The sequence below is a fragment of the Variovorax soli NBRC 106424 genome (assembly GCF_001591385.1).
GTDB classification, from domain to species: Bacteria; Pseudomonadota; Gammaproteobacteria; order Burkholderiales; family Burkholderiaceae_C; genus Variovorax; species Variovorax soli.
This window is the reverse complement of sequence record NZ_BCUU01000088.1, coordinates 1-22,227: the sequence shown is the minus strand read 5'-3', so window position 1 is coordinate 22,227 and position 22,227 is coordinate 1. Positions and strand designations below refer to the sequence as shown.

The 22,227-nt window shown below is 68.5% G+C and carries 22 protein-coding genes and 1 tRNA gene; 12 read left to right on the top strand and 11 right to left on the bottom strand.

The genetic code is table 11. The features are described from left to right. On the bottom strand, window positions 1-297 hold a 297-nt coding region (locus VSO01S_RS20760), incomplete at its 3' end, for a LysR family transcriptional regulator (RefSeq protein WP_245684275.1). Window positions 298-410: 113 nt separating this feature from the next. On the opposite strand from VSO01S_RS20760, the gene pcaH reads away from it, so the two are divergent. Further along, window positions 411-1,112, top strand: a complete 702-nt coding sequence (gene pcaH, locus VSO01S_RS20755; RefSeq protein ID WP_068644706.1) for a protocatechuate 3,4-dioxygenase subunit beta — start codon at window positions 411-413, stop codon at window positions 1,110-1,112. A 19-nt stretch (window positions 1,113-1,131) separates the two neighbouring features. Further along, the gene (gene pcaG / locus VSO01S_RS20750) at window positions 1,132-1,743 is read left to right on the top strand and encodes a protocatechuate 3,4-dioxygenase subunit alpha (protein WP_068644705.1); all 612 of its coding nucleotides are present in this window, start codon (window positions 1,132-1,134) and stop codon (window positions 1,741-1,743) included. A gap of 27 nt (window positions 1,744-1,770) precedes the next feature. Here pcaG and VSO01S_RS20745 read toward each other — a convergent pair whose 3' ends face one another. After that, entirely contained in the window at window positions 1,771-2,208 is a 438-nt protein-coding gene (locus VSO01S_RS20745) for a DUF4189 domain-containing protein (protein WP_068644704.1), read from the bottom strand. A 1-nt stretch (window position 2,209) separates the two neighbouring features. Continuing rightward, window positions 2,210-2,890, bottom strand: coding sequence for a c-type cytochrome (locus tag VSO01S_RS20740; protein ID WP_068644703.1), 681 nt, complete (start codon window positions 2,888-2,890; stop codon window positions 2,210-2,212). A 150-nt stretch (window positions 2,891-3,040) separates the two neighbouring features. On the opposite strand from VSO01S_RS20740, the gene VSO01S_RS20735 reads away from it, so the two are divergent. From VSO01S_RS20735 to VSO01S_RS20700, 9 genes are all read left to right on the top strand, one after another. Then, window positions 3,041-3,883 carry an AAA family ATPase gene (locus tag VSO01S_RS20735; RefSeq protein WP_068644702.1) on the top strand — a complete coding sequence of 281 codons (843 nt, stop codon included), beginning with the start codon at window positions 3,041-3,043 and terminating at the stop codon, window positions 3,881-3,883. A gap of 20 nt (window positions 3,884-3,903) precedes the next feature. Beyond that, the gene (locus VSO01S_RS20730; RefSeq protein WP_068644701.1) at window positions 3,904-4,494 is read left to right on the top strand and encodes a GNAT family N-acetyltransferase; all 591 of its coding nucleotides are present in this window, start codon (window positions 3,904-3,906) and stop codon (window positions 4,492-4,494) included. Window positions 4,495-4,524: 30 nt separating this feature from the next. Beyond that, on the top strand, window positions 4,525-4,740 hold the full coding sequence (locus VSO01S_RS20725) for an addiction module protein (protein WP_068644700.1): 216 nt from the start codon (window positions 4,525-4,527) through the stop codon (window positions 4,738-4,740). After that, window positions 4,737-5,039 (top strand): type II toxin-antitoxin system RelE/ParE family toxin, encoded by a 303-nt coding sequence (locus VSO01S_RS27260; protein WP_153305344.1) that lies wholly within the window; start codon window positions 4,737-4,739, stop codon window positions 5,037-5,039. The genes VSO01S_RS20725 and VSO01S_RS27260 overlap by 4 nt, the downstream gene beginning before the upstream one ends. Beyond that, window positions 5,033-6,220: a vWA domain-containing protein gene (locus VSO01S_RS20720; protein WP_068644699.1), complete on the top strand. Its 1,188-nt coding sequence runs from the start codon at window positions 5,033-5,035 to the stop codon at window positions 6,218-6,220. Before VSO01S_RS27260 ends, VSO01S_RS20720 begins: the two co-directional genes overlap by 7 nt. 77 nt (window positions 6,221-6,297) lie before the next feature. Beyond that, window positions 6,298-8,220, top strand: a complete 1,923-nt coding sequence (locus tag VSO01S_RS20715) for an autotransporter assembly complex protein TamA (RefSeq protein WP_068644698.1) — start codon at window positions 6,298-6,300, stop codon at window positions 8,218-8,220. Between the two features lie 13 nt (window positions 8,221-8,233). Then, window positions 8,234-12,313, top strand: coding sequence for a translocation/assembly module TamB domain-containing protein (locus VSO01S_RS20710; protein WP_068644697.1), 4,080 nt, complete (start codon window positions 8,234-8,236; stop codon window positions 12,311-12,313). A 121-nt stretch (window positions 12,314-12,434) separates the two neighbouring features. Then, window positions 12,435-14,471, top strand: coding sequence for an alkyl/aryl-sulfatase (locus tag VSO01S_RS20705; RefSeq protein ID WP_068644696.1), 2,037 nt, complete (start codon window positions 12,435-12,437; stop codon window positions 14,469-14,471). Between the two features lie 52 nt (window positions 14,472-14,523). Beyond that, window positions 14,524-14,598, top strand: a tRNA-Arg gene (locus VSO01S_RS20700). A gap of 68 nt (window positions 14,599-14,666) precedes the next feature. Here the strand turns inward: VSO01S_RS20700 and VSO01S_RS20695 are convergent. From VSO01S_RS20695 to VSO01S_RS20665, 7 genes are all read right to left on the bottom strand, one after another. Next, window positions 14,667-15,530, bottom strand: coding sequence for an NAD-dependent protein deacetylase (locus VSO01S_RS20695; RefSeq protein WP_174544752.1), 864 nt, complete (start codon window positions 15,528-15,530; stop codon window positions 14,667-14,669). Window positions 15,531-15,550: 20 nt separating this feature from the next. Beyond that, the gene (locus VSO01S_RS20690) at window positions 15,551-16,327 is read right to left on the bottom strand and encodes a lysophospholipid acyltransferase family protein (protein WP_068644694.1); all 777 of its coding nucleotides are present in this window, start codon (window positions 16,325-16,327) and stop codon (window positions 15,551-15,553) included. Continuing rightward, window positions 16,328-17,611 (bottom strand): dihydroorotase, encoded by a 1,284-nt coding sequence (locus VSO01S_RS20685; RefSeq protein ID WP_068644693.1) that lies wholly within the window; start codon window positions 17,609-17,611, stop codon window positions 16,328-16,330. It lies immediately after the preceding gene. A 130-nt stretch (window positions 17,612-17,741) separates the two neighbouring features. Then, a complete protein-coding gene (locus VSO01S_RS20680; RefSeq protein WP_068644692.1) occupies window positions 17,742-18,704 on the bottom strand; it encodes an aspartate carbamoyltransferase catalytic subunit in 963 nt (320 codons plus the stop codon). A 2-nt stretch (window positions 18,705-18,706) separates the two neighbouring features. After that, the gene (gene pyrR / locus VSO01S_RS20675; RefSeq protein ID WP_068644691.1) at window positions 18,707-19,216 is read right to left on the bottom strand and encodes a bifunctional pyr operon transcriptional regulator/uracil phosphoribosyltransferase PyrR; all 510 of its coding nucleotides are present in this window, start codon (window positions 19,214-19,216) and stop codon (window positions 18,707-18,709) included. Next, the gene (gene ruvX, locus VSO01S_RS20670) at window positions 19,213-19,632 is read right to left on the bottom strand and encodes a Holliday junction resolvase RuvX (protein ID WP_068644708.1); all 420 of its coding nucleotides are present in this window, start codon (window positions 19,630-19,632) and stop codon (window positions 19,213-19,215) included. The genes pyrR and ruvX overlap by 4 nt, the downstream gene beginning before the upstream one ends. Before the next feature lie 14 nt (window positions 19,633-19,646). Next, a complete protein-coding gene (locus VSO01S_RS20665; protein ID WP_068644690.1) occupies window positions 19,647-20,246 on the bottom strand; it encodes a YqgE/AlgH family protein in 600 nt (199 codons plus the stop codon). Between VSO01S_RS20665 and VSO01S_RS20660 the strand changes: the two genes are divergently transcribed. Continuing rightward, complete coding sequence (locus VSO01S_RS20660) at window positions 20,245-21,780, top strand: cryptochrome/photolyase family protein (protein ID WP_068644707.1); 1,536 nt, start codon at window positions 20,245-20,247, stop codon at window positions 21,778-21,780. The genes VSO01S_RS20665 and VSO01S_RS20660 overlap by 2 nt on opposite strands. Before the next feature lie 40 nt (window positions 21,781-21,820). Here the strand turns inward: VSO01S_RS20660 and VSO01S_RS20655 are convergent. Next, window positions 21,821-22,227: response regulator (locus VSO01S_RS20655; protein WP_153305343.1), on the bottom strand; the 407-nt coding region annotated here is incomplete at its 5' end.

The following is a 22,227-nucleotide window of genomic DNA, read 5'->3' as shown; positions in this document are numbered from 1 at the left end:
CTGTGCGCTGGCGTCGATGGCTTCGAGCACGCGCAGCGCCTGGGCCAGCAGCTGCTCGCCGGCGGCGGTGAGCCCCTGCACGCCGCGCCGGCCGGCGCCGCCGCGCTCCACCAGCCGGGTGCCGGCCAGCTCCTCCAGCTCGGTGAGCGTCTTGGACATGGCGGGCTGGCTCAGCGCCAGCCGCTCGGCGGCGCGCGCCAGGTGCCGCTCCTGCGCCACGGCGACGAAGCAGCGCAGGTGCCGCAGCTGCACGTTGCGGGCGAAGGCCAGGGCGGCGGTGGACGGCGGCTTTTTCAATTACCAGCGGTGATGCAAATGGTTCGATTGTTCAATTTACATCATCAAATGCCGGTCTTACAGTCTTGGCCACCGAATTCCTTCTCTCTCTCGATTCCCAAGGAGACTCCACGATGGCCAAGCTCGACCCGCGCGACTGGGAAAGCCACCCTGCCTATCTCTACCCCGGCTACAAGTCCACCGCCAAGCGCGGCCCGACGCAACCGCTGATTCCCCTGAAGGCCTCGATGGCCGAGCTGCGCCAGCCGGTGTACGGCCACGACAGCATCGGCGAGCTGGACCACGACCTGACCCGCAACGCCCGCGTGAACGGAGAGCCCCTGGGCGAGCGCATGATCCTCACCGGCCAGGTGCTGGACGAGCGCAAGCGCCCCGTGCGCAACACCCTGGTGGAGCTGTGGCAGGCCAACGCCGCCGGCCGCTACGTGCACAAGGTGGACCAGCACGACGCGCCGCTGGACCCCAACTTCCTGGGCGCCGGCCGCTGCATGACCGACAACGAGGGCCGCTACCGCTTCCTCACCATCAAGCCGGGCGCCTACCCCTGGGGCAACCACCCCAACGCCTGGCGGCCGCAGCACATCCACCTGTCGCTGTTCGGCGAGCACTTCGCCAGCCGGCTGGTGACGCAGATGTACTTCCCGGGCGATCCGCTGCTGCAGTACGACCCGATGGTCACCGGCACGCCCGAGAAGCACCGCAACCGCCTGATCGCCGACTTCAGCCTGGACATCACCGAGGAAGGCTATGCGCTGGGCTACCAGTTCGACATCGTGCTGCGCGGCAGCGACGAAACGCCCTTCGAGAACCGCTGAGAGCCCCGGGAGACGCACCATGACCTTGATGAGCGCACTGCAGACCAACTACGGCCAGACCCCGTCGCAGACGGTGGGCCCCTACTTCGCCTACGGCCTGGCCGCCACCCAGTACGGCTACGACTTCGACCAGCCCTTCGACGACCGCGTGGCGCTGGAAGGCGCGCGCGGCGAGCGCATCCGCCTGGTGGGCCGCGTGATCGACGGCGACGGCAAGCCGATCAACGACGCGCTGGTGGAAATCTGCCAGCCCGACGGCGAAGGCCACTACCCCACCTCGGTGGAAGACGCCCGCGCACGCGGTTTCCGCGGCTTCGGCCGCATGGGCACCGGCACCGACGCGCACAACCGCTTCGTGTTCCAGACGGTGAAGCCGGGCGCCAACGCGGCCGGCGAGGCGCCGTTCATCGGCGTGATCGTGACCATGCGCGGCCTGCTGCTGCACACCTTCACCCGCATCTACTTCGCCGACGAGGCCAAGGCCAATGCGCAGGACCCGGTGCTGGCCCAGGTGCCGGCCGAGCGCCGCGGCACGCTCATCGCACAGCGCAGCGAGGAAGGCGGCCAGGTCACCTACACCTTCGACATTCACATGCAGGGTGACAAGGAAACGGTGTTCTTCGACGTCTGAGCGCCCGGCGCGAGCCGCCGCCTGCCGCTATTTCCCGCCCTGGCCCGAGCACACGGCCACCAGCACCTTGCAGGGCTCGGTGGGCAGGTGGCTGTTGCACTGGGCCGTGGCTTCCTTGCGGGCGCCGGCAACGGTGGGCGCGGTCGCCACGCCCCACTCGCCGAAGTTGCCGGTGGCCATGGCGCCGCAGGCGCGGTCGAAGGTGGTGCGCACGGTGCAGGCGCCGGCGCGTGCCGCCTTGCGCTCGCACTGGGCGCGGGCGGCGTTTTCTGCCGAGGCGCGGGAAGGATGATCGAAGGCGTAGCCGTAGAGGCCATCCACCGTGGCAATGGCACCCCAGAGCTGGGGAGGCTGCCGGGGCTCGGCAGACTCGGCTGCGGTGGCGATGCCGCCCATGCCGCCGCACAGCAGCGCCGCTGCAACGGCTGCTGCGCGGCACAGGGCCGCCAGGCGGCGGGAAGGCAAATCAGTCGGCGCGGTGGAAGCGCGACTCGGGCACCGTCTTCAGGTCGCCGGGCAGGCCGCTGATGTAGCTCGCCAGCGCCTTGATTTCTTCATTCTTGAACTTCTTGGCCTGGGCGCCCATGACCGCGTTGGAGCGGCCCACGATGCCGTGGCCGTCGCTCTTGTACTGCTTGAGTGCCACCGTCAGGTAGTCGGCATGCTGGCCGGCCAGCTTGGGCACGGTGCCGTCGTTGGGCGTGGAGAAGTTCGCGCCGTGGCACTTGGTGCAGCTGTTGTCCTTGTCGCGGGTGATGAGGGCCTGCACCGAATCGTTGGGCGCGGCGGCGTTGGCCGGCAGCGGCGACGCGTCCTTCATGCCCAGCTGGCTGTAGTAGGCGGCCAGGTCGGCCATGTCCTGCTCGGACAGCGTGTCGGCAATGGCGCGCATGGTGGGGTGCTTGCGGTCGCCGTTCTTGTAGGCGGCCAGCGCGGACGAGATGTAGGTGGCGCTCTGCCCCGCGATCATCGGAACCTTGTGGATCTCCGGGAAGCTGGCCTGGTAGCCGATGATGCCGTGGCAACCCACGCACATGGCGGTTTTCTTGGCACCGTTCTCAACGCTGCCGGTCACCTTCTGGGCCTGTGCCGAGACCGTCACGCAAGCGACAGCGAGGGCAAACATCGTGGTCAACAACTTGTTCATTTTGCGCGCACAATCTCGTGGAGATATCAGGTTTTCGGGGCAAACAGCTTTCGATTATATGAAGGCATTTCGCGCCCGAAGGTCGGGGTTTGACCCGGGCCCATCGGCCTGATCGCACGCTCTCCTCCACCTCACTGCCTGGCTTCTTCCATGAAATTCAAGGGTTCCGACAACTACGTCGCCACTGCCGACCTGATGCTCGCGGTGAACGCGTCCATCACCCTCAAGCGTCCGCTGCTCGTCAAGGGCGAACCCGGCACCGGCAAGACCATGCTGGCCGAGGAAGTGTCCTCCGCCCTGGGCCTGCCGCTGTTGCAATGGCACATCAAGTCGACCACCAAGGCGCAGCAGGGCCTGTACGAATACGACGCGGTGAGCCGCCTGCGCGATTCCCAGTTGGGCGACGAACGCGTCAAGGACATCCACAACTACATCGTCAAGGGCGTGCTGTGGCAGGCCTTCACCGCCGACCAGCCGGTGGCCCTGCTCATCGACGAAATCGACAAGGCCGACATCGAGTTTCCGAACGACCTCTTGCGCGAACTCGACCGCATGGAGTTCTACTGCTACGAGACGCGCGAACTCATCCGCGCCAAGCATCGCCCGGTGGTGTTCATCACCTCCAACAACGAAAAGGAGCTGCCCGACGCCTTCCTGCGCCGCTGCTTCTTCCACTACATCAAGTTCCCCGATGCCGAGACGATGAAGAGCATCGTGGGCGTGCACTTCCCCACGCTCAAGCAGGACCTGCTGGCCGCGGCGATGAAGACCTTCTACGACGTGCGCAACCTGCCCGGCCTGAAGAAGAAGCCCTCCACCTCCGAGCTGCTGGACTGGCTCAAGCTGCTGGTGGCCGAAGACATTCCGCTCGAAGCGCTGCAGAGCAAGGACGACAAGGTGGCCGTGCCCCCGCTGGTGGGCGCGCTGCTCAAGAACGAGCAGGACGTGACCCTGTTCGAGAAGCTCGTGTTCATGCAGCGGCACAACCGCTGAGGCCAGCCGGGGCGCCACGCATGAGTTCGTCCTTCGTCGAACCGGTCAACCTCTCGGCGCGCGGCGTGGCCATGGTGCCGCTCACGCTCGAGCACGAGCCGGGCCTGCGCGAGGCGGCTGCCGACGGCCAGCTGTGGAACATCCGCGTGACCTCGGTGCCCGAGCCCGAGAAGACCCGCGCCTACATCGAGGCAGCGCTGAACGCCACCGACCGCTTCGCCTTCGCGGTGATCGAGGAGGCCACGGGCAAGGTCATCGGCACCAGCAGCTACCACGACGTGCTGCCGGCGGTGAAGCGCGTGGAGATCGGCTACACCTGGTACGCCAGGAGCGTGCAGCGCACGCATGTGAACACCACCTGCAAGCTGCTGCTGCTCTCGCATGCCTTCGAAACCCTCGGCTGCAACGTGGTGGGCTGGCGGACGGACAATTTCAACTTCGCCTCGCAGGCCGCCATCGAGCGCCTGGGCGCGAAGAAGGACGGCGTGATCCGCGGCCATGCGATGCGGCGCGACGGCACCATCCGCGACACGGTGATGTACAGCCTGCGCTCGGGCGAGTGGCCCGAGGTGAAGGCGCAGCTGCTGTACCTGCTCGACAAGCCGCGCTAGGCTGGACCGCTTGACCTTGAAAGGACTGGCATGAATGCACTCTTGAAGGACATCGCCGAGCTCGGCGTGCACGAGAAGCTGCAGTTGGTCGAAGACCTGTGGGACAGCATTGCAGAGGACGCCATGCCCCCCATGTCCAACGAGGTCTACGAGGAGCTTTGCCGCCGCGCAGCCTGGGCTGACGCAAACCCAGGACAGGGCCAGAGCCTGGAACAGATCGCCGAAAGCCTGGGCGTTCGCTTGTGAAGCGCATTGTTGAATTCCAGCCTGCAGCCAAACAAGATCTGCAACAAGCCTTCACTTGGTATGAACTACAGCGTACTGGCCTGGGCGCCGAGTTCCTTCGCGCCGTCGCCGTTGCCCGCGACCTGCTGGAACGGGACGCCGACCGCTATCCCGTGGCCCGTGGCTCGTTTCGCCGGCTGAAGTTGCGCCGCTTTCCCTATACGCTGCATTTTGATTTCAACTCGGAAATGGTGCGTGTACATGCCTGCCTGCATTTCCGCAAAGTCCGAGCCGCTGGCCTGGAGCCTGAACCATGCTGATCGACTTCTTCTACACCCTGCGCTCGGCCAAGCTGCCCGTCTCGGTCAAGGAATACCTCACCCTGCTCGAGGCGCTGCAGGCCGACGTGGTCGGGCCCAATTCCGACGGCGCCTTCAGCCTCGACGACTTCTACTACCTCTCGCGCACCGCGCTGGTGAAGGACGAGAAGCACTTCGACAAGTTCGACCGCGCCTTCTCGGCCTACTTCAAGGGCATCGAGCTGGTGACCGACTTCACGAAAGACGTGCCGCTCGACTGGCTGCGCAAGACGCTGGAGCGCGAGTTCACGGCCGAGGAAAAGGCCAAGATCGAGAAGATGGGCTGGGACGAGCTCATGGAGACGCTCAAGAAGCGCTTCGAGGAGCAGAAGGAGCGCCACGAGGGCGGCAGCAAGTGGATCGGCACGGGCGGCACCTCGCCCTTCGGCCACGGCGGCTACAACCCGCAGGGCATCCGCATCGGCGGCGCCGGCAAGAACAAGAGCGCCGTGAAGGTGTGGGACCAGCGCGCCTTCAAGGACTACGACGACACGCAGGAGCTGGGCACGCGCAACATCAAAGTCGCGCTGCGGCGCCTGCGCAAGTTCGCGCGCGAAGGCCACGAGGACGAGCTGGACCTGGACGAGACCATCAGCCGCACGGCCGCCAACGCCGGCTACCTCGACATCAAGATGCGGCCCGAGCGCCACAACAACGTGAAGGTGCTGCTCTTGATGGACGTGGGCGGCACCATGGACGAGCACATCCAGCGGGTGGAAGAACTCTTCTCGGCGGTGAAGACCGAGTTCAAGCACCTGGAGTTCTACTACTTCCACAACTGCGTGTACGACTTCATGTGGAAGAACAACCGCCGGCGCTTCTCGGAGAAGTTTCCCACCTGGGACATCATCCGCAAGTACAACAAGGACTACAAGCTGATCTTCGTGGGCGACGCTACCATGAGCCCCTACGAGATCCTGCAGCCCGGCGGCAGCGTCGAATACAACAACGAGGAAGCCGGCGCCGAATGGCTGCAGCGCCTCACGCACGCCTTTCCCAAGTTCGCCTGGATCAACCCCGAGCCGCAGGGCGTGTGGCAATACCGCCAGAGCATCGCGGTCATCCAGCAGATCATGTCGCACCGCATGTATCCGCTCACCCTGCGCGGGCTGGAAGATGCGATGCGCCTGCTTACCAAATAAGCAACTCTGAAGTAGGCCTGCGGCGCGGTTGACATTTGCGCCCGGGTCGATCCGCGGGCGATGTCAGAATCGACCCGATGCTCAGGGTGGCCGTCTTCCGTGCGCCGGCGTTCTTCTGGCCGGCGCTTGTGCTTCTGTCTTGCGCGCTCCTGTTGCAGGGGTGCGGCTTGCTGCCGAAAAAAAACGAGGAAGCGGCAGCCGGCGGCAACGAGGCGGCCCTCACCACCGGCAGCGGCGACGAGGCGCGCCAGGACGCCCGCGACGCCTTCACGCTGGAAGTGACATCGCCCAGCAAGGACGTCACCGAGTACCTGCAGACCCACCTGGACCTGCAGCGCTACCGCAAGCTCGACGACCTGGCGGCCAGCGAGGTGTCGCGCCTCATGGTGGCGGCCGAGGGCAACGCGCGCGAGTTGCTGAACACCCTGGGCTACTTCACGCCCACCATCACGCTGGAGCTGAAGGAAACGCCCGAGAGCGACAAGGCGCCGCGCAGCATCCATGTCGATGTCGACCCCGGCCCGGCCACCCGGGTCGACAAGGTGCAGATCGACTTCGCCGGCCCCGTGGCCGACGACGCACGCGACCGCGCGCAGCGCGACGAGATCCGCAGCGGCTGGAAGCTGCCGCCCGGCCAGCTCTTCACCCAGCCCGGCTGGGAATCGGCCAAGACCTTCGGCCTGCGCACCTTGTCCGCCAAGCGCTACCCCACGGCGCGCATCGCCAGCAGCAAGGCCGACATCGATGCCGACGCATCGCAGGCCGGGCTGCAGGTGGGCTACGACTCCGGCCCGGCCTACCGCTTCGGCCCGCTCACCATCAACGGCGCGCAGCGCTACGACGCCGATGCCGCGCGCCGCATCGCGCGCCTGCCCGTGGGCGAGGACTACGACCAGCAGAAACTGCTCGACGCGCAGCTGCGCCTGGCCAGCAGCGGCTACTACGACTCGGTCTTCCTCACCATGAACACCGACGCGGGCGTGGACCCGCAGGCCGCACCCATCACCGCCCAGGTGCGCGAGGCATCGCTGCAGAAGGTGGTGCTGGGCGTGGGCTTCACCTCCGACAGCGGCCCGCGCGTGTCGGTCGACCACATCCACAACAAGATCCCGGGGCTGGAGTGGCGCGCGGTCTCGCGCTTTTCCTACGACAAGAACACCCAGCTGCTGAACACCGAGTGGACAGGCCTGCCCGCCGAGTCGGGCTGGCGCTGGTTCAACCTGGCGCAGCTGCAGCGCGACAACAACGCCGGCGACTACACCGTGGACAGCGCCCGCTGGCGCACCGGCCGCAGCCGCGCGGGCGACCGCATCGACCGCAGCGTCTACCTGCAATACGACTATTCGGTCAGCAAGGGGGTCGATCCGCCGCCTTCGGGCGCGGCCGTGAGCCTCAACTGGGCCTGGACCGGGCGCTACTTCGACAACCCCGCGGCGCCTTCGCGCGGCAACGGCCTGGCGGCGGAGTTGGGCGCCGGCTACACGCTGCTGGGCGAGCGCCTGCCTTTCCTGCGCGCGTACGGGCGCTGGCTGGGCATCTTCCCCATCGGCTCGGATGCCGACCCGCAGCTGGCCGCGCGCCGCCCGCGCCTGGCCCTGCGCGCCGAGGCCGGCGGCGTCATCGCCAAGGACGAGGCGCAGATTCCGCAACCCCTGGAGTTCCTCACCGGCGGCGACACCACGGTGCGTGGCTACAGCTACCGGCAGATCGGCGTGGTGAACGACTCGGGCCGCATCCAGGCCGGCCGCTACATGAACGTGGCCAGCATCGAGTGGCAGCAGCCCATCGTGCGGAACGGCAAGCTCAGCGACTTCGAGGGCGTGGCCTTCGTCGATGCCGGCGCGGTGGCCGACCAGCCCGGCGACCTGGGCAAGCTCAAGGTGGGCACCGGCGTCGGTGTGCGCTGGCGCAGCCCGGTGGGGCCGGTGCAGGCCGACCTGGCCTACGGCGTGGATGTGAAGTCGGTGCGGCTGCACCTGCGCTTCGGCTTCACCTTCTAAACGGGCGAAGGCCATGAGCGACACGACGCCCTCCTCCTCGGCTTCATCCTCCTCCTCGCCGCCGCGTTCGCGCGGCCGGCGCGCGTTGCGGGGCCTGCTGTGGAGCCTTTTCGGCCTGCTGGCGCTGCTGGCCGTGCTGCTGGCCGGCGCCTGGTGGTGGATCGGCTCGAACCAGTCCCTGGCCTTTGCGCTCGCGCAGGCGGCGCGCTACATGCCGGCCGGCCAGCAGCTGACGCACGACAACGTGGAAGGCTCGCTGCTGGCGGGCGGGCGCATCGGCCGGCTGCGGTGGCAAAGCCCCACGCTGGCGGTGGAGGTGCACGATGCCACCATCGGCTGGCACCTGCCATCGCTGCTGCAGCGCCGGCTCACGCTCGGCGAGGTGCACCTGGCACGGCTGGACATCGAGCCCATCGGCCCCAAGCCCGAGAACAGCCCGCCGCCCGAGCCGCTGCAGCAGCTGGTGCTGCCGCTGGCCATCGAACTGCCGTTCAAGGTGGATGTGCTGCGCTGGGCCGGCCCGCCGGAAGTGGTGGCGTCGGACCTGGCCGGCAGCTATCGCTACGAGGCCGGCGCGCATCGCCTGCTGGTGGATGGCGTGGACTTGGCCGAAGGCCACTACGCCGCGCAGGCTCAGTTGCAAGGTGCTGCGCCCATGGCCCTGCACGTCAAGCTCGACGGACAGGTGAAGGCGCCGCTGGATGCGCAGCGCAGTCTCGATGTGAAAGCGCAGGCCGAACTGCAGGGCGAGCTTGCCGGCGCCGACGCGCGATTGCGGCTCAAGGCCGGCATCGAGCCCGCCGAAGACGCCGCCGGCATGCAGGCCAAGCTCAGCGCCGAACTCGCGCCCTGGCAGCCGCAGCCCGTCATCAAGGCGGATGCGGAACTGAAGGAAGTCGACCTGGCGCGGCTCTGGCCGCAGGCGCCCACCACGCTGCTCACCGGCGAAGTGCATGCGGGGCCCGACACCACGCTCGGCGCGCTCGGTTGGCAAGGCACCGTCGACCTGCGCAACCACCGCCCCGGCCCCTGGGACGAGGGCCAGCTGCCGGTGGCGCAAGTGCAGGCCAAGGCCAGCTTCGACGGGCACCAGTGGACAGTGCCTGAGCTGGACATCGCCACCGGCGGCGGACACATCAAAGGCGCCGGCAGCTGGCAGCCCACACCGGACCCGTGGCAGGCCAGCATCGAGGTGCAGCGCGTCCAACTGTCGCACCTGTATTCGCAACTGGCCGGCGCGCCGGTCGAAGGCAAGCTCGAGGTGCGGCAGAAGGAAGGCGGGCGCATCGACTTCTCGGCGGACCTGCGCGCACGCGGCGGCGCCGGTGCCAAGGCGCCGCGCGATTCGCTGGAAGGCCTGCCCATTGACCGCGTCGCGGCACGCGGCAGCTGGCACGAGACGCTGCTCACGCTGTCCGAATTGCGCATCGAGGCGGCAGGCGCGCAGCTCGAGGGCCAGCTGCGCGCGCGGCCCGAGGCGCAGGCGGGCGAAGGCACGCTCAAGCTGGCTGCGCCGGGGCTCGAGGCCCGCGTGCAGGCCGACATGGCGCCCGCCAAGGGCCAGGCCCAGCTCGACGCCAAGGTGGCCGACGCCGCCGCGCTGCAGGGTTGGATCGAGCAGCTTCCGGGTCTGCGCAGCGCACTCGCCAACCTGGACCTGCAAGGCAGCGCCACGCTGCAGGCCAGACTCACCGGCGGCTGGCAGACCTTGCAGCAGCGCCTGTCCACTCCCGAGCAACCCGCGGCGCGCGGCACCGCCGAGCCCACGCTGTCGGCGCAACTGGCCGCGCCGCGCCTGGCGTGGCAGCCCGAAGGCGCGGCTGAGCGCTGGCAGCTGCGCGATGTGCGCGCCTCGCTGGACGGCAGCCTCGCGCGAGCGAACATCGAACTCAAGGGCGAAGCGATCTCCCCGCTTCGGCAGGCGACGCTGGCGCTGCAGGGCAACGGCGGGCTGGAGCGCACGCGCCAGTGGCGCGCCGAGATCGCCAGGCTCGAAGCCCAGCTGCGACCCAATGCGCGCAATGCGCCGCCACCGTGGAAGGTGGCCTTGCAGCGCGCCTGGTCGGCCACCATCCGCAGCGAAGGCAACAACCTGCAACTGCAAGGCAGCGGGAGCGCCGCGCTCATTACCGGCCCGGTGCCCGGCAACGTGCGCCTCGAGTGGCAGTCCACGCGCTTCAGCCAGAGCGGCCCGCCCGAGCGGCGCGCCTTGCGCGTGCAGACGGCCGGCAAGATGCAGGGCCTGCCCATGGCCTGGGCGCAGGCCGTGGGCCCGGGGACGCTGAAGGAACTGGGCGTGAGCGGCGACCTGGTGTTCGACGGCGAATGGGACATCGACGCCGGCGACCAGCTCAAGGCCCATGTGCGCCTGGCCCGTGCCAGCGGCGACATCCGCGTGCAGGCCGGCGAGGCCGCGATGGTGCGCCGCGTGCGCAGCACCGGTACCGGCACCCCGGCGGAAATCACCACCGATGCCGACAGCAGCGGCCGCGACGGGCCCAGCACGCCCGCGGGCCTGCGCCAGTCGGAGCTGGTGGTGGACACCGACGGCCAGGCGCTGCGCGCCAGCCTGGTTTGGGATTCGGAACGCGCCGGCGTGGTGAAGGCGCAGGCCTCCACCCAACTGGCACGCGACGGCGCCGGCTGGCGCTGGCCCGACAACGCGCCGCTGTCGGGGCAGCTGGATGCGCGCATGCCCAAGCTGGGCGTGTGGTCCATGCTGGCACCGCCGGGCTGGCGCGTGGGCGGCACGCTGGAAGCATCGCTGGCGCTGTCGGGCAGCCGCGATGCGCCCAACTGGAACGGCCGCCTGGCCGCCGACGAACTCTCGCTGCGTGCCGCAGTGGAGGGGCTGGACCTGCGCGACGGCCGGCTGCGCGCCACCCTCAGCGGCCGGCAGCTGACGCTGGACGAATTCACCCTGCACGGCGGCCCCGGCAGCAAGGTGCGCATTCCGGGCCGCAGCGGCAACCTGAGCACGGTCGCGAGCGAAGCCGCAGCCGACGGCGGCGAGGTCGCCCTGCGCGGCACCGCGAGCTGGGGCGAGCCCACGGCCGTGCCGGGCGGCAGCGGCATCCGCATGAACCTGCAAGGCCAGATCCGGGCGCTGCGCGTGCTGGTGCGCAGCGACCGCCAGGTCACGCTGTCGGGCGACCTGCAGGCGGGGCTGCAAGACCGCCAGGTCACGGTGCGCGGGCAGCTTCGCACCGACCGCGGCGTGATCATCCTGCCGCCCGATACCGCGCCCAGCCTCGGCACCGACGTGGTCGTGCGCTCCGCCGCCAAAGAGCGTGCCGCGGCCGAAGCGGCCGCGCGCGCGCGAGCGCGCGGGGAGCAGCAGGAGGCCGCGGCGGTGAACAACCCGCAGACCGCGCGTCCGCCGGACATCCAGATCGCGCTGGACTTCGGCAAGGACTTTGCCGTGCAGGGCCACGGCATCACCACGCGCCTGGAGGGCCAGCTCGACATCCGCGCCAGCGGCACCGGCAACCCGCCGCGCATCACCGGCGAACTGCGCACCGCCAGCGGCATGTACCGCGCCTACGGCCAGCAACTGAACGTGGAAACCGGCGTGCTGCGCTTCAACGGCCCCTACGACAACCCGCAGCTGGACGTGCTGGCCATCCGCCCCAACATCAGCCAGCGCGCGGGCGTGCAGATCCGCGGCACGGCCAGCGCCCCGCGCGTCACGCTGTATTCCGAGCCGCCGCTGTCGGATGCGGAAACGCTCTCGTGGATCATGCTGGGCCGCGCCTCGGCGGCCAACGGCGGCGAAGCCATCCTGATGCAGCAAGCCGCCCTGGCCCTCTTGGGCAAGCTGGGCGCCGACCCCAGCAGCGGCAGCCTGGCCAGCCGCTTCGGCCTGGACGAGATCGGCTTCAAGGGACCGAACCCCAACGGCGAGCTGCAGGAATCGTCGGTCACGCTCGGCAAGCGCCTGTCGCAGGATTTCTACGTGACCTACGAGCGCAGCATGGCCGGCACGCTGGGCACGCTCTACCTGTTCTACGACCTGACCCAGCGCCTGACCCTGCGCGGCCAGGCGGGCGAGCACTACGGGGCAGACCTGATCTACACGATCAAGTACGACTGAACCGACCAAAGAGGTCGGTTAAATCCGCCGGGCAAAAAGACGACTCGGGTATGGTCTCAAGTTCCCAGGGGGGTCAAACCGGCCCGCATTTCATCCATCCCAAGCAAGAGGAACATCGATCATGCGCAAGAGCAATTCCAAGCTGTTCAGTCTCGGAATCATCATGCTGGGCCTTCCCTTTGTCTGCGCCGCGCAGCAGCAGGGCGGCGCCGGCGCCTACCAATTCAGCGCGGAAAGCAAGGGCGCGACCTCCTTCACGCGCGATGCGAACAAGGCGGTCTACAAGCAGCTCGACTTCAACAACAAGACGGCCTTCGACGACTCCCGCAAGGGCCTGATCGCCCCGCTGACCAACAACGGCAACATCGCCGGCGGCGTGTACGACGCGGTCGGGCTGAACTTCATGCAGGACAAGCCTGCGCCCGACACGGTCAACCCCAGCCTCTGGCGCATGGCGCAGCTGGTCAACTACGGCGGCCTGTTCAAGGTGACGGACCACATCTACCAGGTGCGCGGCCAGGACCTGTCGAGCCTGACCATCATCGAGACGAAGACCGGCATCGTGCTGTACGACGTCGAGTACTCGCCCAACGCCATGGCCGCGTCGATCGCGCTGTACGAGCAGCACCGCGGCAAGAAGCCGCTCAAGGGCGTCATCATTTCCCACAGCCATGCCGACCACTTCGGCGGCATCGACGGCATCTACAAGGCGGGGCTGGCCAAGCCGGAAGACTTCAAGAGCGGCAGGATTCCGCTCATCGCGCCGCAAGGCTTCCTGGAGGAAGCCATCTCCGAGAACGTGACCGGCGGCAACATCATGGCCCGCCGCTCTGGCTACCAGTACGGCAACGTGCTCAAGCCGGGCGAGCGCGGCATCATCACCGGCTCGCTGGGCCCGGCCCTGGCCACCGACAAGTCGGGCCTGGCCATTCCCAACAAGAGCATCACGCAGGACGGGCAGAAGCTCTCGATCGACGGCGTCGATTTCGTGTTCTACCTGGCGCCCCACTCCGAAGCGCCGGCCGAGATGGTCATGTACATCCCGCAGTGGAAGGCGCTGTCCATGGCCGAGGACGTGAACCACCTGCAGCACAACATCTACACGCTGCGCGGCGCGCAGACCCGCGATGCCAGCGTGTGGGCCAAGTACATCGGCAACGCCCTGGCGCGCTGGGGCAGCGAGGTGGAGGTCAACTTCGGACCGCACACCTGGCCGGTGTGGGGCAACAAGAACGTGGTGGCGTACCTGCGCAACCAGCGCGACGTGTACCAGTCGATCTTCGACACCGCCATGCGCTACGCCAACTACGGCTACCGCCCGGACGACATCGCAGAGAACGCGCAGCTGCCCAAGTCGGTCTTCAACCAGTGGGACAACCGCCCGTATTACGGCAACACCCGCAACAACCTGAAGTCCACCTACGTGCGCAACCTCGGCTGGTACAACGGCAACGCCATCGAGCTGGCCAAGTACCCCGACGCCGAGCGTGGCAAGCGCTATGTCGAGACCATGGGCGGCGAGCAGAAGGTGGTCGACGCGGCGCTGGCCAGCTTCCAGAAGGGCGACTACCGCTTCGCGGCCGACCTGCTGGGCAACATCGTCTCCTACAACGGCAGCAACAAGAACGCCAATTACCTGCTGGCCGACACGCTGGAGCAGCTGGGCTACCAGGAAGAAAACTCCCTGTACCGCAACTGGTACCTGGGTTCGGCGGTCGAACTGCGCCAGGGCGGCAACGTCCCCAACGCGCTGAGCACCACCTCGCCCGAGGTGATTGCCGGGCTACCGCCGGAGCACTTCGTCAACTACCTGGGCATGCTGGTCGACCAGATCAAGGCCGAGAAGGCCGGCAACGCGACGATCAACCTGAACCTCAAGGGCGGCGCCAAGTTCGGGCTCGACCTGCACAACGGCGTGCTCAACCGCACCTCGGGCCTGCAGGCCAAGAACCCCGATGCCACGCTGGACATCTCGCAGGCCGACCTGCTGGCCTTCGCCTCCGGCAAGTCCTCCATGGACGACCTGGTCAGCGCAGGCAAGGCGAAGATCACCGGCGACAAGGCGGCAGTGGCCAGGCTGAGCGGCATCTTCGCGCTGGACATCAAGAACAACATGAACCTGGTGCTGCCGCTGCAGCCCGAGAACCGGGTCCAGTAAGGCGGCACTGCGAGGCGGGCGGCCGAAGCTGTTAAAGTCATCGGCTGCTCGCGTCCCTGTAGTTCAATGGATAGAACGGGGTCCTCCTAAGACTCAGATACAGGTTCGATTCCTGTCGGGGGCACCACGGCCCTCCCTCGAGTTTCTTGCGGTGCGAGGCTGTCACGCCTCGCAACCGCGCCCGCCCGCGCGGCATCAAGCCGGATGCGCTGAAACCTGCGACAAGCTTTCCGCCAGCGCGGTCAGCGCAGCCCCCACAGGCTGCTCCACCTTGAGCGCCAGCAGATCGTCGGCGCGCGTGCGGCCCAGGTTCACCGCGGCCACCGGCAGGCCGGCCGCGGCGGCTGCCTGCACGAACCGGAAGCCCGAATACACCATGAGCGAGGAGCCGGCCACCAGCACCACATCGGATGCCTGCAGCGCGGCGCGCGCCGCGGCCACCCGCGCCGGCGGCACGCTTTCGCCGAAGAAGACCACGTCGGGCTTGAGCAGGCCGCCGCAGCGTTCGCATTCGGGGATGTCGAAGCCCGAGAAGTCGTGGCCGTCGAGATCGGCGTCGCCGTCGGGGGCGCTGCGGGCCCCAAGCTGCGCCCACTCGGGGTTGCGCGCCACCAGCCGCGTCTGCAGTTCGGCACGCGGACTGCGCGCACCGCAATCGGTGCAGCACACGGTGTCGATGCGGCCATGCAGGTCGATGGTGGCGCGGCTGCCGGCCGCGTCATGCAGGCCGTCGACGTTCTGCGTCAGCAGCGTGTGCACGCGGCCGGCCGCCTCGAGCTTGGCCAGCGCGTGGTGCGCCGGGCCGGGCCGCGCCTGCCCCATGATCCGCCAGCCCATCAGGCTGCGCGCCCAGTAGCGCTTGCGCGTGGCTTCGCTGCCCATGAAGGCCTGGTAGGTGACGGGGGCGGCGCGCTTCCAGTCGCCGTTGGCGTCGCGGTAGTCGGGAATGCCGCTCTCGGTGCTGCAGCCGGCGCCGGTCAGCACGAAAAGGCGCGGGTGGCGCCTGACGAAATCGGCGAGCGCGGCGGTGCTGGCGCTGTTGGCTTCATCTTCGTGCATGGCCGCCAGCATAAGCGGCCTCAGGCGAGGCTGCTGCCAGTCGCCGAATTGTCCGCGCCGGTGCTCGCACGAAGCGCCTGCACCTGCGCATGCAGTTCCGTGGCCCAGGCCCGGCGCTCGCGGCCGTGTGAATCCTGCGGATCGCCGAAGCACACATGCGCCGTGAGCGGCGGCGCGCTCAGCGTGCGCCACACCGATTGGAGCAGCGTGTCGTCGTCCACATAAGCAGGCGCGTAGCTGGTTTCACCGGTGCTGCTCACCGCAAAGCGCAATGCCGCGGGCTGCACCGGCGCGCCGGCAGAAATGGCGGCCTGCAGCAGGTTGGCATGAAAGGGCAGCAGCCCGCGCCCGTCGCCCGTGGTGCCTTCCGGAAACACCGCGATCAGGTCGCCGCCGCGCAGCGCCTCGGCCATGTGATGCACCAGCCGCATCGCATCGCGCCGACGTTCGCGCTCGATGTAGAGCGTGCCCGCGCCGGTCGACAGGCTGCCGAGCACCGGCCAGGCCTTGATGTTCGACTTGGCCACGAAGCGCACGTGCCGCGCCGCATGAATGGTGAGGATGTCCAGCCACGAGATGTGGTTGACGATGAGCAGCACCGGCCCGTGCGCAGGCGGCGTGCCCTGCACCGCCAGCGTGATGCCGAAGATCTCCAGCATCCGGCGCGACCAGCGCTCCACTTCGCGCGCCTGCGCGTCGGGCGACATGCGCGGAAAGCGAAAGCGGATCGTGCACCAGCCGCCGGCCGCGTGCAGCGCGGCACGCAGCAGCTTCCAGCACACCACGAGCAAGCGCATTCAGCCTTGCTGCTGCTGGTAGACCACGCAGCCGCCCACCACGGTGCTGCGCACGCGCCCGCGCAAGGCATAGCCGGCAAAGGGCGTGTGCTTGCCCTGGCTGCACAGCGCCTCGGGGTTCAGCTGCCATTCGTGCGCAGGATCGAAGATGCACAGGTCGGCCGCTTCTCCGGCAGCGATGCGCGCCGTGCCGGTGGCCGGCACCAGGCGTGCGGGCGCGCAGCTCACCACCTCCAGCGCGCGGCGGATGCCGGCGCCGCTCTGTTCGCCCCACTTCAGGGCCAGCGGCAGCAGCAGTTCCAGGCCAGTGGCGCCGGGCTCCGCCTCGGCAAAGGGCAGGGTCTTGGCATCGGTCTCGACCGGCGTGTGGTCGGACACCAGTGCGTCGATAGTGCCGTCGGCCAGCGCGGCCGACAGCGCCTCGCGGTCGCGCTGCTGGCGCAGCGGCGGTGTCAGGCGCGCGCGGCTGTCGAAATAGCCGATGTCGGTGTCGATCAGGTGCAGCGAGTTGATGCTGACATCGCAGGTCAGCGGCAGGCCTTCGGCCCGCGCCGCGCGCACCAGCGCCACGGCCGCCGCACTCGACAGGCGGCACAGGTGGACCTTGGCGCCGGTGGAACGCATGAGCTCCACGATGGTGAAGATGGCGATGGTCTCGGCCGCCACCGGCACGCCCGCCAGGCCCAGGCGCGTGGCCAGCGGGCCGCTGGCCGCCACGCCCTTGCCCAGGTCGCGGTCCAGCGGGCGCAGCCACAGCGTGTAGCCGAAGGTGGCGGCGTACTGCAGCGCCCGCTGCAGCACCTGCGTGTTGGAAAGCGGCACCTCGGCCTGGCCGAAGCCGACGCAGCCGGCCTCGGTGAGCTCGGCCATTTCGGTGAGGATCTCGCCCTTGAGGCCGCGCGTGATGGCGCCCAGCGGGAACAGGCGCGCCTTCTTCAGCTTCTCGGCGCGGTACTTGAGCATCTCGACCAGGCCGGGCTCGTCCAGCACCGGGTCGGTGTCGGGCGGGCACACCAGGCTGGTCACGCCGCCGGCCACCGAGGCGGCCATTTCGGTGTCGAGCATGCCTTGCTGCTCGTAGCCCGGCTCGCGCAGGCGCGCCGCCAGGTCGACCAGCCCGGGCGCCACGATGCAGCCCTGCGCGTCGATGGACTGCTCGGCCCTGAAGTCGGCGGGAATGTTCTTCAGCGCGGCGATCCTGCCGCCGGCAATGGCGATGTCGGCCTGCTCGTCGAAGCCGGAGGCCGGGTCGATCACGCGGCCGTTCTTGATGAGGATGTTCATGACGTCGTTCAGTAGATGCACGCGTAAAGCCAGGAACACCGCGGAACTGGCTTCGCCAGGCCGCTGGTGTTGCCCCCTTGAGGGGGTGCAGAAGCCGCACGAAGTGGGCAAGGCTGGGGGTGGGCCATTTCTATGCTTCGTTTCCTGCGACGATGCTCATGACCGCCATGCGCACGGCGATGCCGAAGGTCACCTGCGGCAGGATGACGCTCTGCTGGCCGTCCACCACCGCAGAATCGATTTCCACCCCGCGGTTGATCGGCCCCGGATGCATCACGATCGCATCGGGCTTGGCGTACTGCAGCTTCTCGGGCGTGAGGCCGTAGGTCTTGAAGAACTCCTGCGACGAGGGCAGCAGCGCGCCGCTCATGCGCTCGTTCTGCAGGCGCAGCATGATCACCACGTCGCAGTCCTTGATGCCCTCTTCCAGCGTGTGGCACACGCGCACGCCCATGGGCGCCATGTCGGCGGGCACCAGCGTCTTGGGGCCGACCACGCGCACCTCGGCGCAGCCCAGCGTGGTCAGCGCATGGATGTCGGAGCGGGCCACGCGCGAGTGCAGCACGTCGCCCACGATCGCCACGGTGAGGTTGGAAAAGTCCTTCTTGTAGTGGCGGATGGTGAACATGTCGAGCAGCCCCTGCGTGGGGTGCGAATGCCGCCCGTCGCCCGCGTTCACCACGTGCACATGCGGCGCCACGTGCTGCGCGATGAGGTAGGGCGCGCCCGACTCGCTGTGCCGCACCACAAACAGGTCGGCGGCCATCGCGCTCAGGTTGGCGATGGTGTCCAGCAGCGACTCGCCCTTGGCGGTGGACGAGCGCGCGATGTCCAGGTTGATCACGTCCGCCGAAAGCCGCTTGGCCGCGATCTCGAAGGTGGTGCGGGTGCGCGTGCTGTTCTCGAAGAAGAGGTTGAACACGCTCTTGCCGCGCAAGAGCGGCACCTTCTTCACCTCGCGGTCGCTCACGCTGGTGAAGTTGGCGGCCGTGTCGAGGATGTGCGTGAGGATGTCCTTGGGCAGGCCCTCGATGGACAGCAGGTGGATCAGCTCGCCGTTCTTGTTGAGCTGCGGGTTGCGCTTGTACAGCACGCTTACGCTCCTTCTTCTAGTTGTTCGATCTTGAGTGCGAAGCCGCCCTGGGCATCGCGGTCCAGGGCGAGCGATTGGTTGGACGGCAGCTCCACCTGCCCGGCGGCGAAGTTGGCCGCCACCGGCAGCTGGCGGTCGCCCCGGTCGACCAGCACCGCCAGGCGCACGCAAGCCGGGCGGCCGAAGTCGAAGAGCTCGTTGAGCACCGCGCGGATGGTGCGGCCGGTGTAGAGCACGTCGTCGAGCAGCAGGATGTCCGCGCCGTTCACGTCGAAGGGCAGGTGCGTCTGCGCGCTGGCGGCGAGGCCCCGGCGCGCAAAGTCGTCGCGGTGCATGGCCGAGGAAATGATGCCGGGCGCGCCGGGCAGGCCCAGGTCCTTTTGCAGGCGCTCGACCAGCCACGCGCCGCCGGAAGTGATGCCCACGAGCTTCGTGTCCTGGCGCAGGAGGGATTTGACGCCGCGCAGCAGCTCCTGGTAGAGCGACTCGGCGTTCGGGATGTTCGGGTTCACGGAATGCTCCTTAAGAACTGTTCGAGGATGATGCAGGCCGATGCGGCGTCTGCATCGCTGGCGCCGGCGGCCAGCGCCTCGGTGGTGCTGTAGCGCTCGTCCACCTGGTAGACCGGCAGGCGAAAGCGCCCTTCCAGCTGGCGCGCGAACTTCAGTGCGGCGCGGGTGTTCTCGTGCGGGGCGCCGTCGGGGTGGCAGGGAACGCCCACCACCAGCGCGTCGGGCTGCCATTCGCGAATGCGTTTCTCGATCTGGGCGAAGCGGGCATCGCCCTCGGCCGCGATGGTGCCCTGCGGCGTGGCGTTGGCCAGCAGGCGGTTGCCGCTGGCCACGCCGGTGCGCTTTCGCCCGTAGTCGAAGGCCAGAAAGCTTTGGAAATGGGACGGAACGGAAGGGGCGGTGTCGGGAGAGGCCATGGCCACTTCCCGCATCAGGCGTGCCCCGCGTCTGGAGAAAGCTTCCAGGCCTCCAGGCCCAGCAGCATCAGCGCCTTGCTGTAGCGCTGCGGCACCGGCGTGTCGAAGATGACGGCCGGGTCGGCGTCCACCGTGAGCCAGCTGTTTTCGGCCAGTTCGGATTCGAGCTGGCCTTCGCCCCAGGCCGAGTAGCCCAGCGAGACCAGCACCTTGCGCGGGCCGGCGCCGGTGGCCAGCGCCTCCAGCACGTCGCGCGAGGTGGTGAGCTCCAGCCCGCCCGGAATGGTCATGGTGGAGGCGTAGACCGGCTCGGTGTTGTCCGGCGGGTTGGCGAACACCGGCTCGTGCAGCACGAAGCCGCGTTCGGTCTTGACCGGGCCGCCCTGGAAGACCGGGTCGTCGCCGATGTCGGTCTGGTTGGTGGGCAGCTCGACCTTCTCGAACAGGGCGCGCAGGTTGATGTCGCTGGGCTTGTTGATGACCAGCCCCAGGGCACCGCGCTCGCTGTGCTCGCACAGGTACACCACGCTGCCGGCAAAGGCTTCGTCCCGCATGCCTGGCATCGCGATCAGGAAGTGATGCGTGAGGTTGATGCGGGCAGAATCGGACGACATGCCGCCGATTTTACTGGCCGTTGACAAAACCTTTCCCCGGGGCCTGATGTGGTTTCGGCGGGACCTGCGCCTGGCGGACAACGCGGCGCTCTTCCACGCCCTGCGCGCCTGCCGCGAAGTGGTGTGCGGCTTCGTCTTCGACACCGCCATCCTGGCGGGCCTGCCCCGGGCCGACCGCCGGGTGGAATTCATCCGGGAATCGCTGGCGGAGCTGGCCCAGGCGCTGGAATCGCGCGGGGGCTCCCTGGTGGTGCGCCACGGTCTGGCGGAGGACGAACTGCCCCGCCTGGCGCGCGAACTGGGCGTGCAGGCCGTCTATGCCAACCGCGACGACGAGCCGTCCGCCCAGGCGCGCGACGCCCGGGTGTTCGGCGCCTTGGCCAACGCCGGCATCACCTTCCACACCTTCAAGGACAAGGCCGTCTTCGAGCGGGACGAGGTGCAGACCCAGGCCGGCCAGTCCTTTTCGGTGTTCACGCCCTACAAGCGGGCCTGGCTGGCCAAGCTGGACGATTTCTACCTGAAGCCCTACCCCGTGCTGCACTACGCCGACGCGCTGGTGCGGGCGCCCGAGGCCCTGCGCACGCCGGTGCCCACCCTGGGCGAACTGGGGTTCCAGAAAACCAACCTGGGCGAACTGGAAATCCCCACCGGCGCCAGCGGCGCAGCGCGCCTGTTCGAGGAGTTCTTCGACAAGCGCATCGACCGCTACCACGAGGCACGCGACTACCCCGGCATCCGCGGCCCGAGCTACCTGGGCATCCACCTGCGCCTGGGCACCGTGTCGATCCGCGAAGTGGCGGGCGTGGCGCACCGGCTCGCGCAGTCGGGCAGCCCCGGCGCCGCCACCTGGCTGAGCGAGCTGATCTGGCGCGAGTTCTTCTTCCAGATCCTGGCGCACCACCCCCAGGTGGCCGAGGGCAAGAGCTTCAGGCCCGAATACGACCGGATCGTGTGGCACCACGGCAAGCACGCGGATGCCCTGTTCGACGCCTGGTGCGAGGGCCGTACCGGCTATCCGCTGGTCGATGCAGCCATGGCGCAGATCAACCAGAGCGGCTACATGCACAACCGGCTGCGCATGGTGGTCGCCAGCTTCCTGTGCAAGGACCTGGGCCTGGACTGGCGGCGCGGCGAGGCCTACTTCGCGCGGCACCTGAACGACTTCGAGCTCGCGTCCAACAACGGCAACTGGCAATGGGCGGCCGGCAGCGGCTGCGACGCGCAGCCCTGGTTCCGCATCTTCAACCCGGTCACGCAGAGCGAGCGCTTCGACCCCGAAGGCAAGTTCATCCGGCGCTACCTGCCGCAGCTGGCCAGGCTTTCGGACAGCGCGATCCACGCGCCCTGGCTGGCCTCGCCGGTCGAGTTGGAGGCGGCCGGCGTACGGCTGGGCGAGACCTACCCGCACCCCATCGTCGACCATGCGCAGGCGCGCGAGCGCACCCTGCAGCGCTACGCGGTGGTCAAGGAAGCCGCCGCCGCAGGCAGCAGGCCCGCCCCAGGAAAAAAACAGCGCCCGGCGCAGCGTTGAAACTGCGACGGGCGCCCAGCCTTGGAGCGATCGAAAAAACTCAGGCTTGCAGCGAAACCGCCTCGGCGGCCAGGGTGTAGCTGCGCACCAGGCGCAGCAGCTCTTCTTCCGAGTAGGGCTTGCCCAGGTAGTGGTTCACACCCAGTTGCTTGGCATGCTCGCGGTGCTTCTCGGCAATGCGCGAAGTGATCATGATGATCGGCAGGTCAGCCAGCGACTGGTCCGCGCGGATGTTGCGCGCCAGGTCGAAGCCGTCCATGCGCGGCATCTCGATGTCCGACAGCACCAGCGCCGGGCGCTCTTCCTGCAGCCGCTCCAGCGCCTGCAGGCCGTCGGCCGCCAGGGCCACGCGGTAGCCTTCGCGCTGCAGCAGGCGCTGGGTGACGCGGCGCACGGTGATGGAGTCGTCCACCACCAGCACCAGCGGCACCTGCGGCGCGGCCGGCT

Bases quoted from the DNA above. Each gene is read 5' to 3' on its own strand.
- VSO01S_RS20705 (WP_068644696.1), top strand. From the start codon at position 12,435: ATGCGCAAGAGCAATTCCAAGCTGTTCAGTCTCGGAATCATCATGCTG.
- VSO01S_RS20660 (WP_068644707.1), top strand. From the start codon at position 20,245: ATGCCGCCGATTTTACTGGCCGTTGACAAAACCTTTCCCCGGGGCCTG.
- pcaH (WP_068644706.1), top strand. From the start codon at position 411: ATGGCCAAGCTCGACCCGCGCGACTGGGAAAGCCACCCTGCCTATCTC.
- VSO01S_RS20710 (WP_068644697.1), top strand. From the start codon at position 8,234: ATGAGCGACACGACGCCCTCCTCCTCGGCTTCATCCTCCTCCTCGCCG.
- VSO01S_RS20735 (WP_068644702.1), top strand. From the start codon at position 3,041: ATGAAATTCAAGGGTTCCGACAACTACGTCGCCACTGCCGACCTGATG.
- pcaG (WP_068644705.1), top strand. From the start codon at position 1,132: ATGACCTTGATGAGCGCACTGCAGACCAACTACGGCCAGACCCCGTCG.
- VSO01S_RS20665 (WP_068644690.1), bottom strand. From the start codon at position 20,246: ATGTCGTCCGATTCTGCCCGCATCAACCTCACGCATCACTTCCTGATC.
- ruvX (WP_068644708.1), bottom strand. From the start codon at position 19,632: ATGGCCTCTCCCGACACCGCCCCTTCCGTTCCGTCCCATTTCCAAAGC.
- VSO01S_RS20695 (WP_174544752.1), bottom strand. From the start codon at position 15,530: ATGCACGAAGATGAAGCCAACAGCGCCAGCACCGCCGCGCTCGCCGAT.
- VSO01S_RS20725 (WP_068644700.1), top strand. From the start codon at position 4,525: ATGAATGCACTCTTGAAGGACATCGCCGAGCTCGGCGTGCACGAGAAG.
- VSO01S_RS20685 (WP_068644693.1), bottom strand. From the start codon at position 17,611: ATGAACATCCTCATCAAGAACGGCCGCGTGATCGACCCGGCCTCCGGC.
- VSO01S_RS20690 (WP_068644694.1), bottom strand. From the start codon at position 16,327: ATGCGCTTGCTCGTGGTGTGCTGGAAGCTGCTGCGTGCCGCGCTGCAC.
- VSO01S_RS20720 (WP_068644699.1), top strand. From the start codon at position 5,033: ATGCTGATCGACTTCTTCTACACCCTGCGCTCGGCCAAGCTGCCCGTC.
- VSO01S_RS20715 (WP_068644698.1), top strand. From the start codon at position 6,298: ATGCTCAGGGTGGCCGTCTTCCGTGCGCCGGCGTTCTTCTGGCCGGCG.
- VSO01S_RS20740 (WP_068644703.1), bottom strand. From the start codon at position 2,890: ATGAACAAGTTGTTGACCACGATGTTTGCCCTCGCTGTCGCTTGCGTG.
- VSO01S_RS20730 (WP_068644701.1), top strand. From the start codon at position 3,904: ATGAGTTCGTCCTTCGTCGAACCGGTCAACCTCTCGGCGCGCGGCGTG.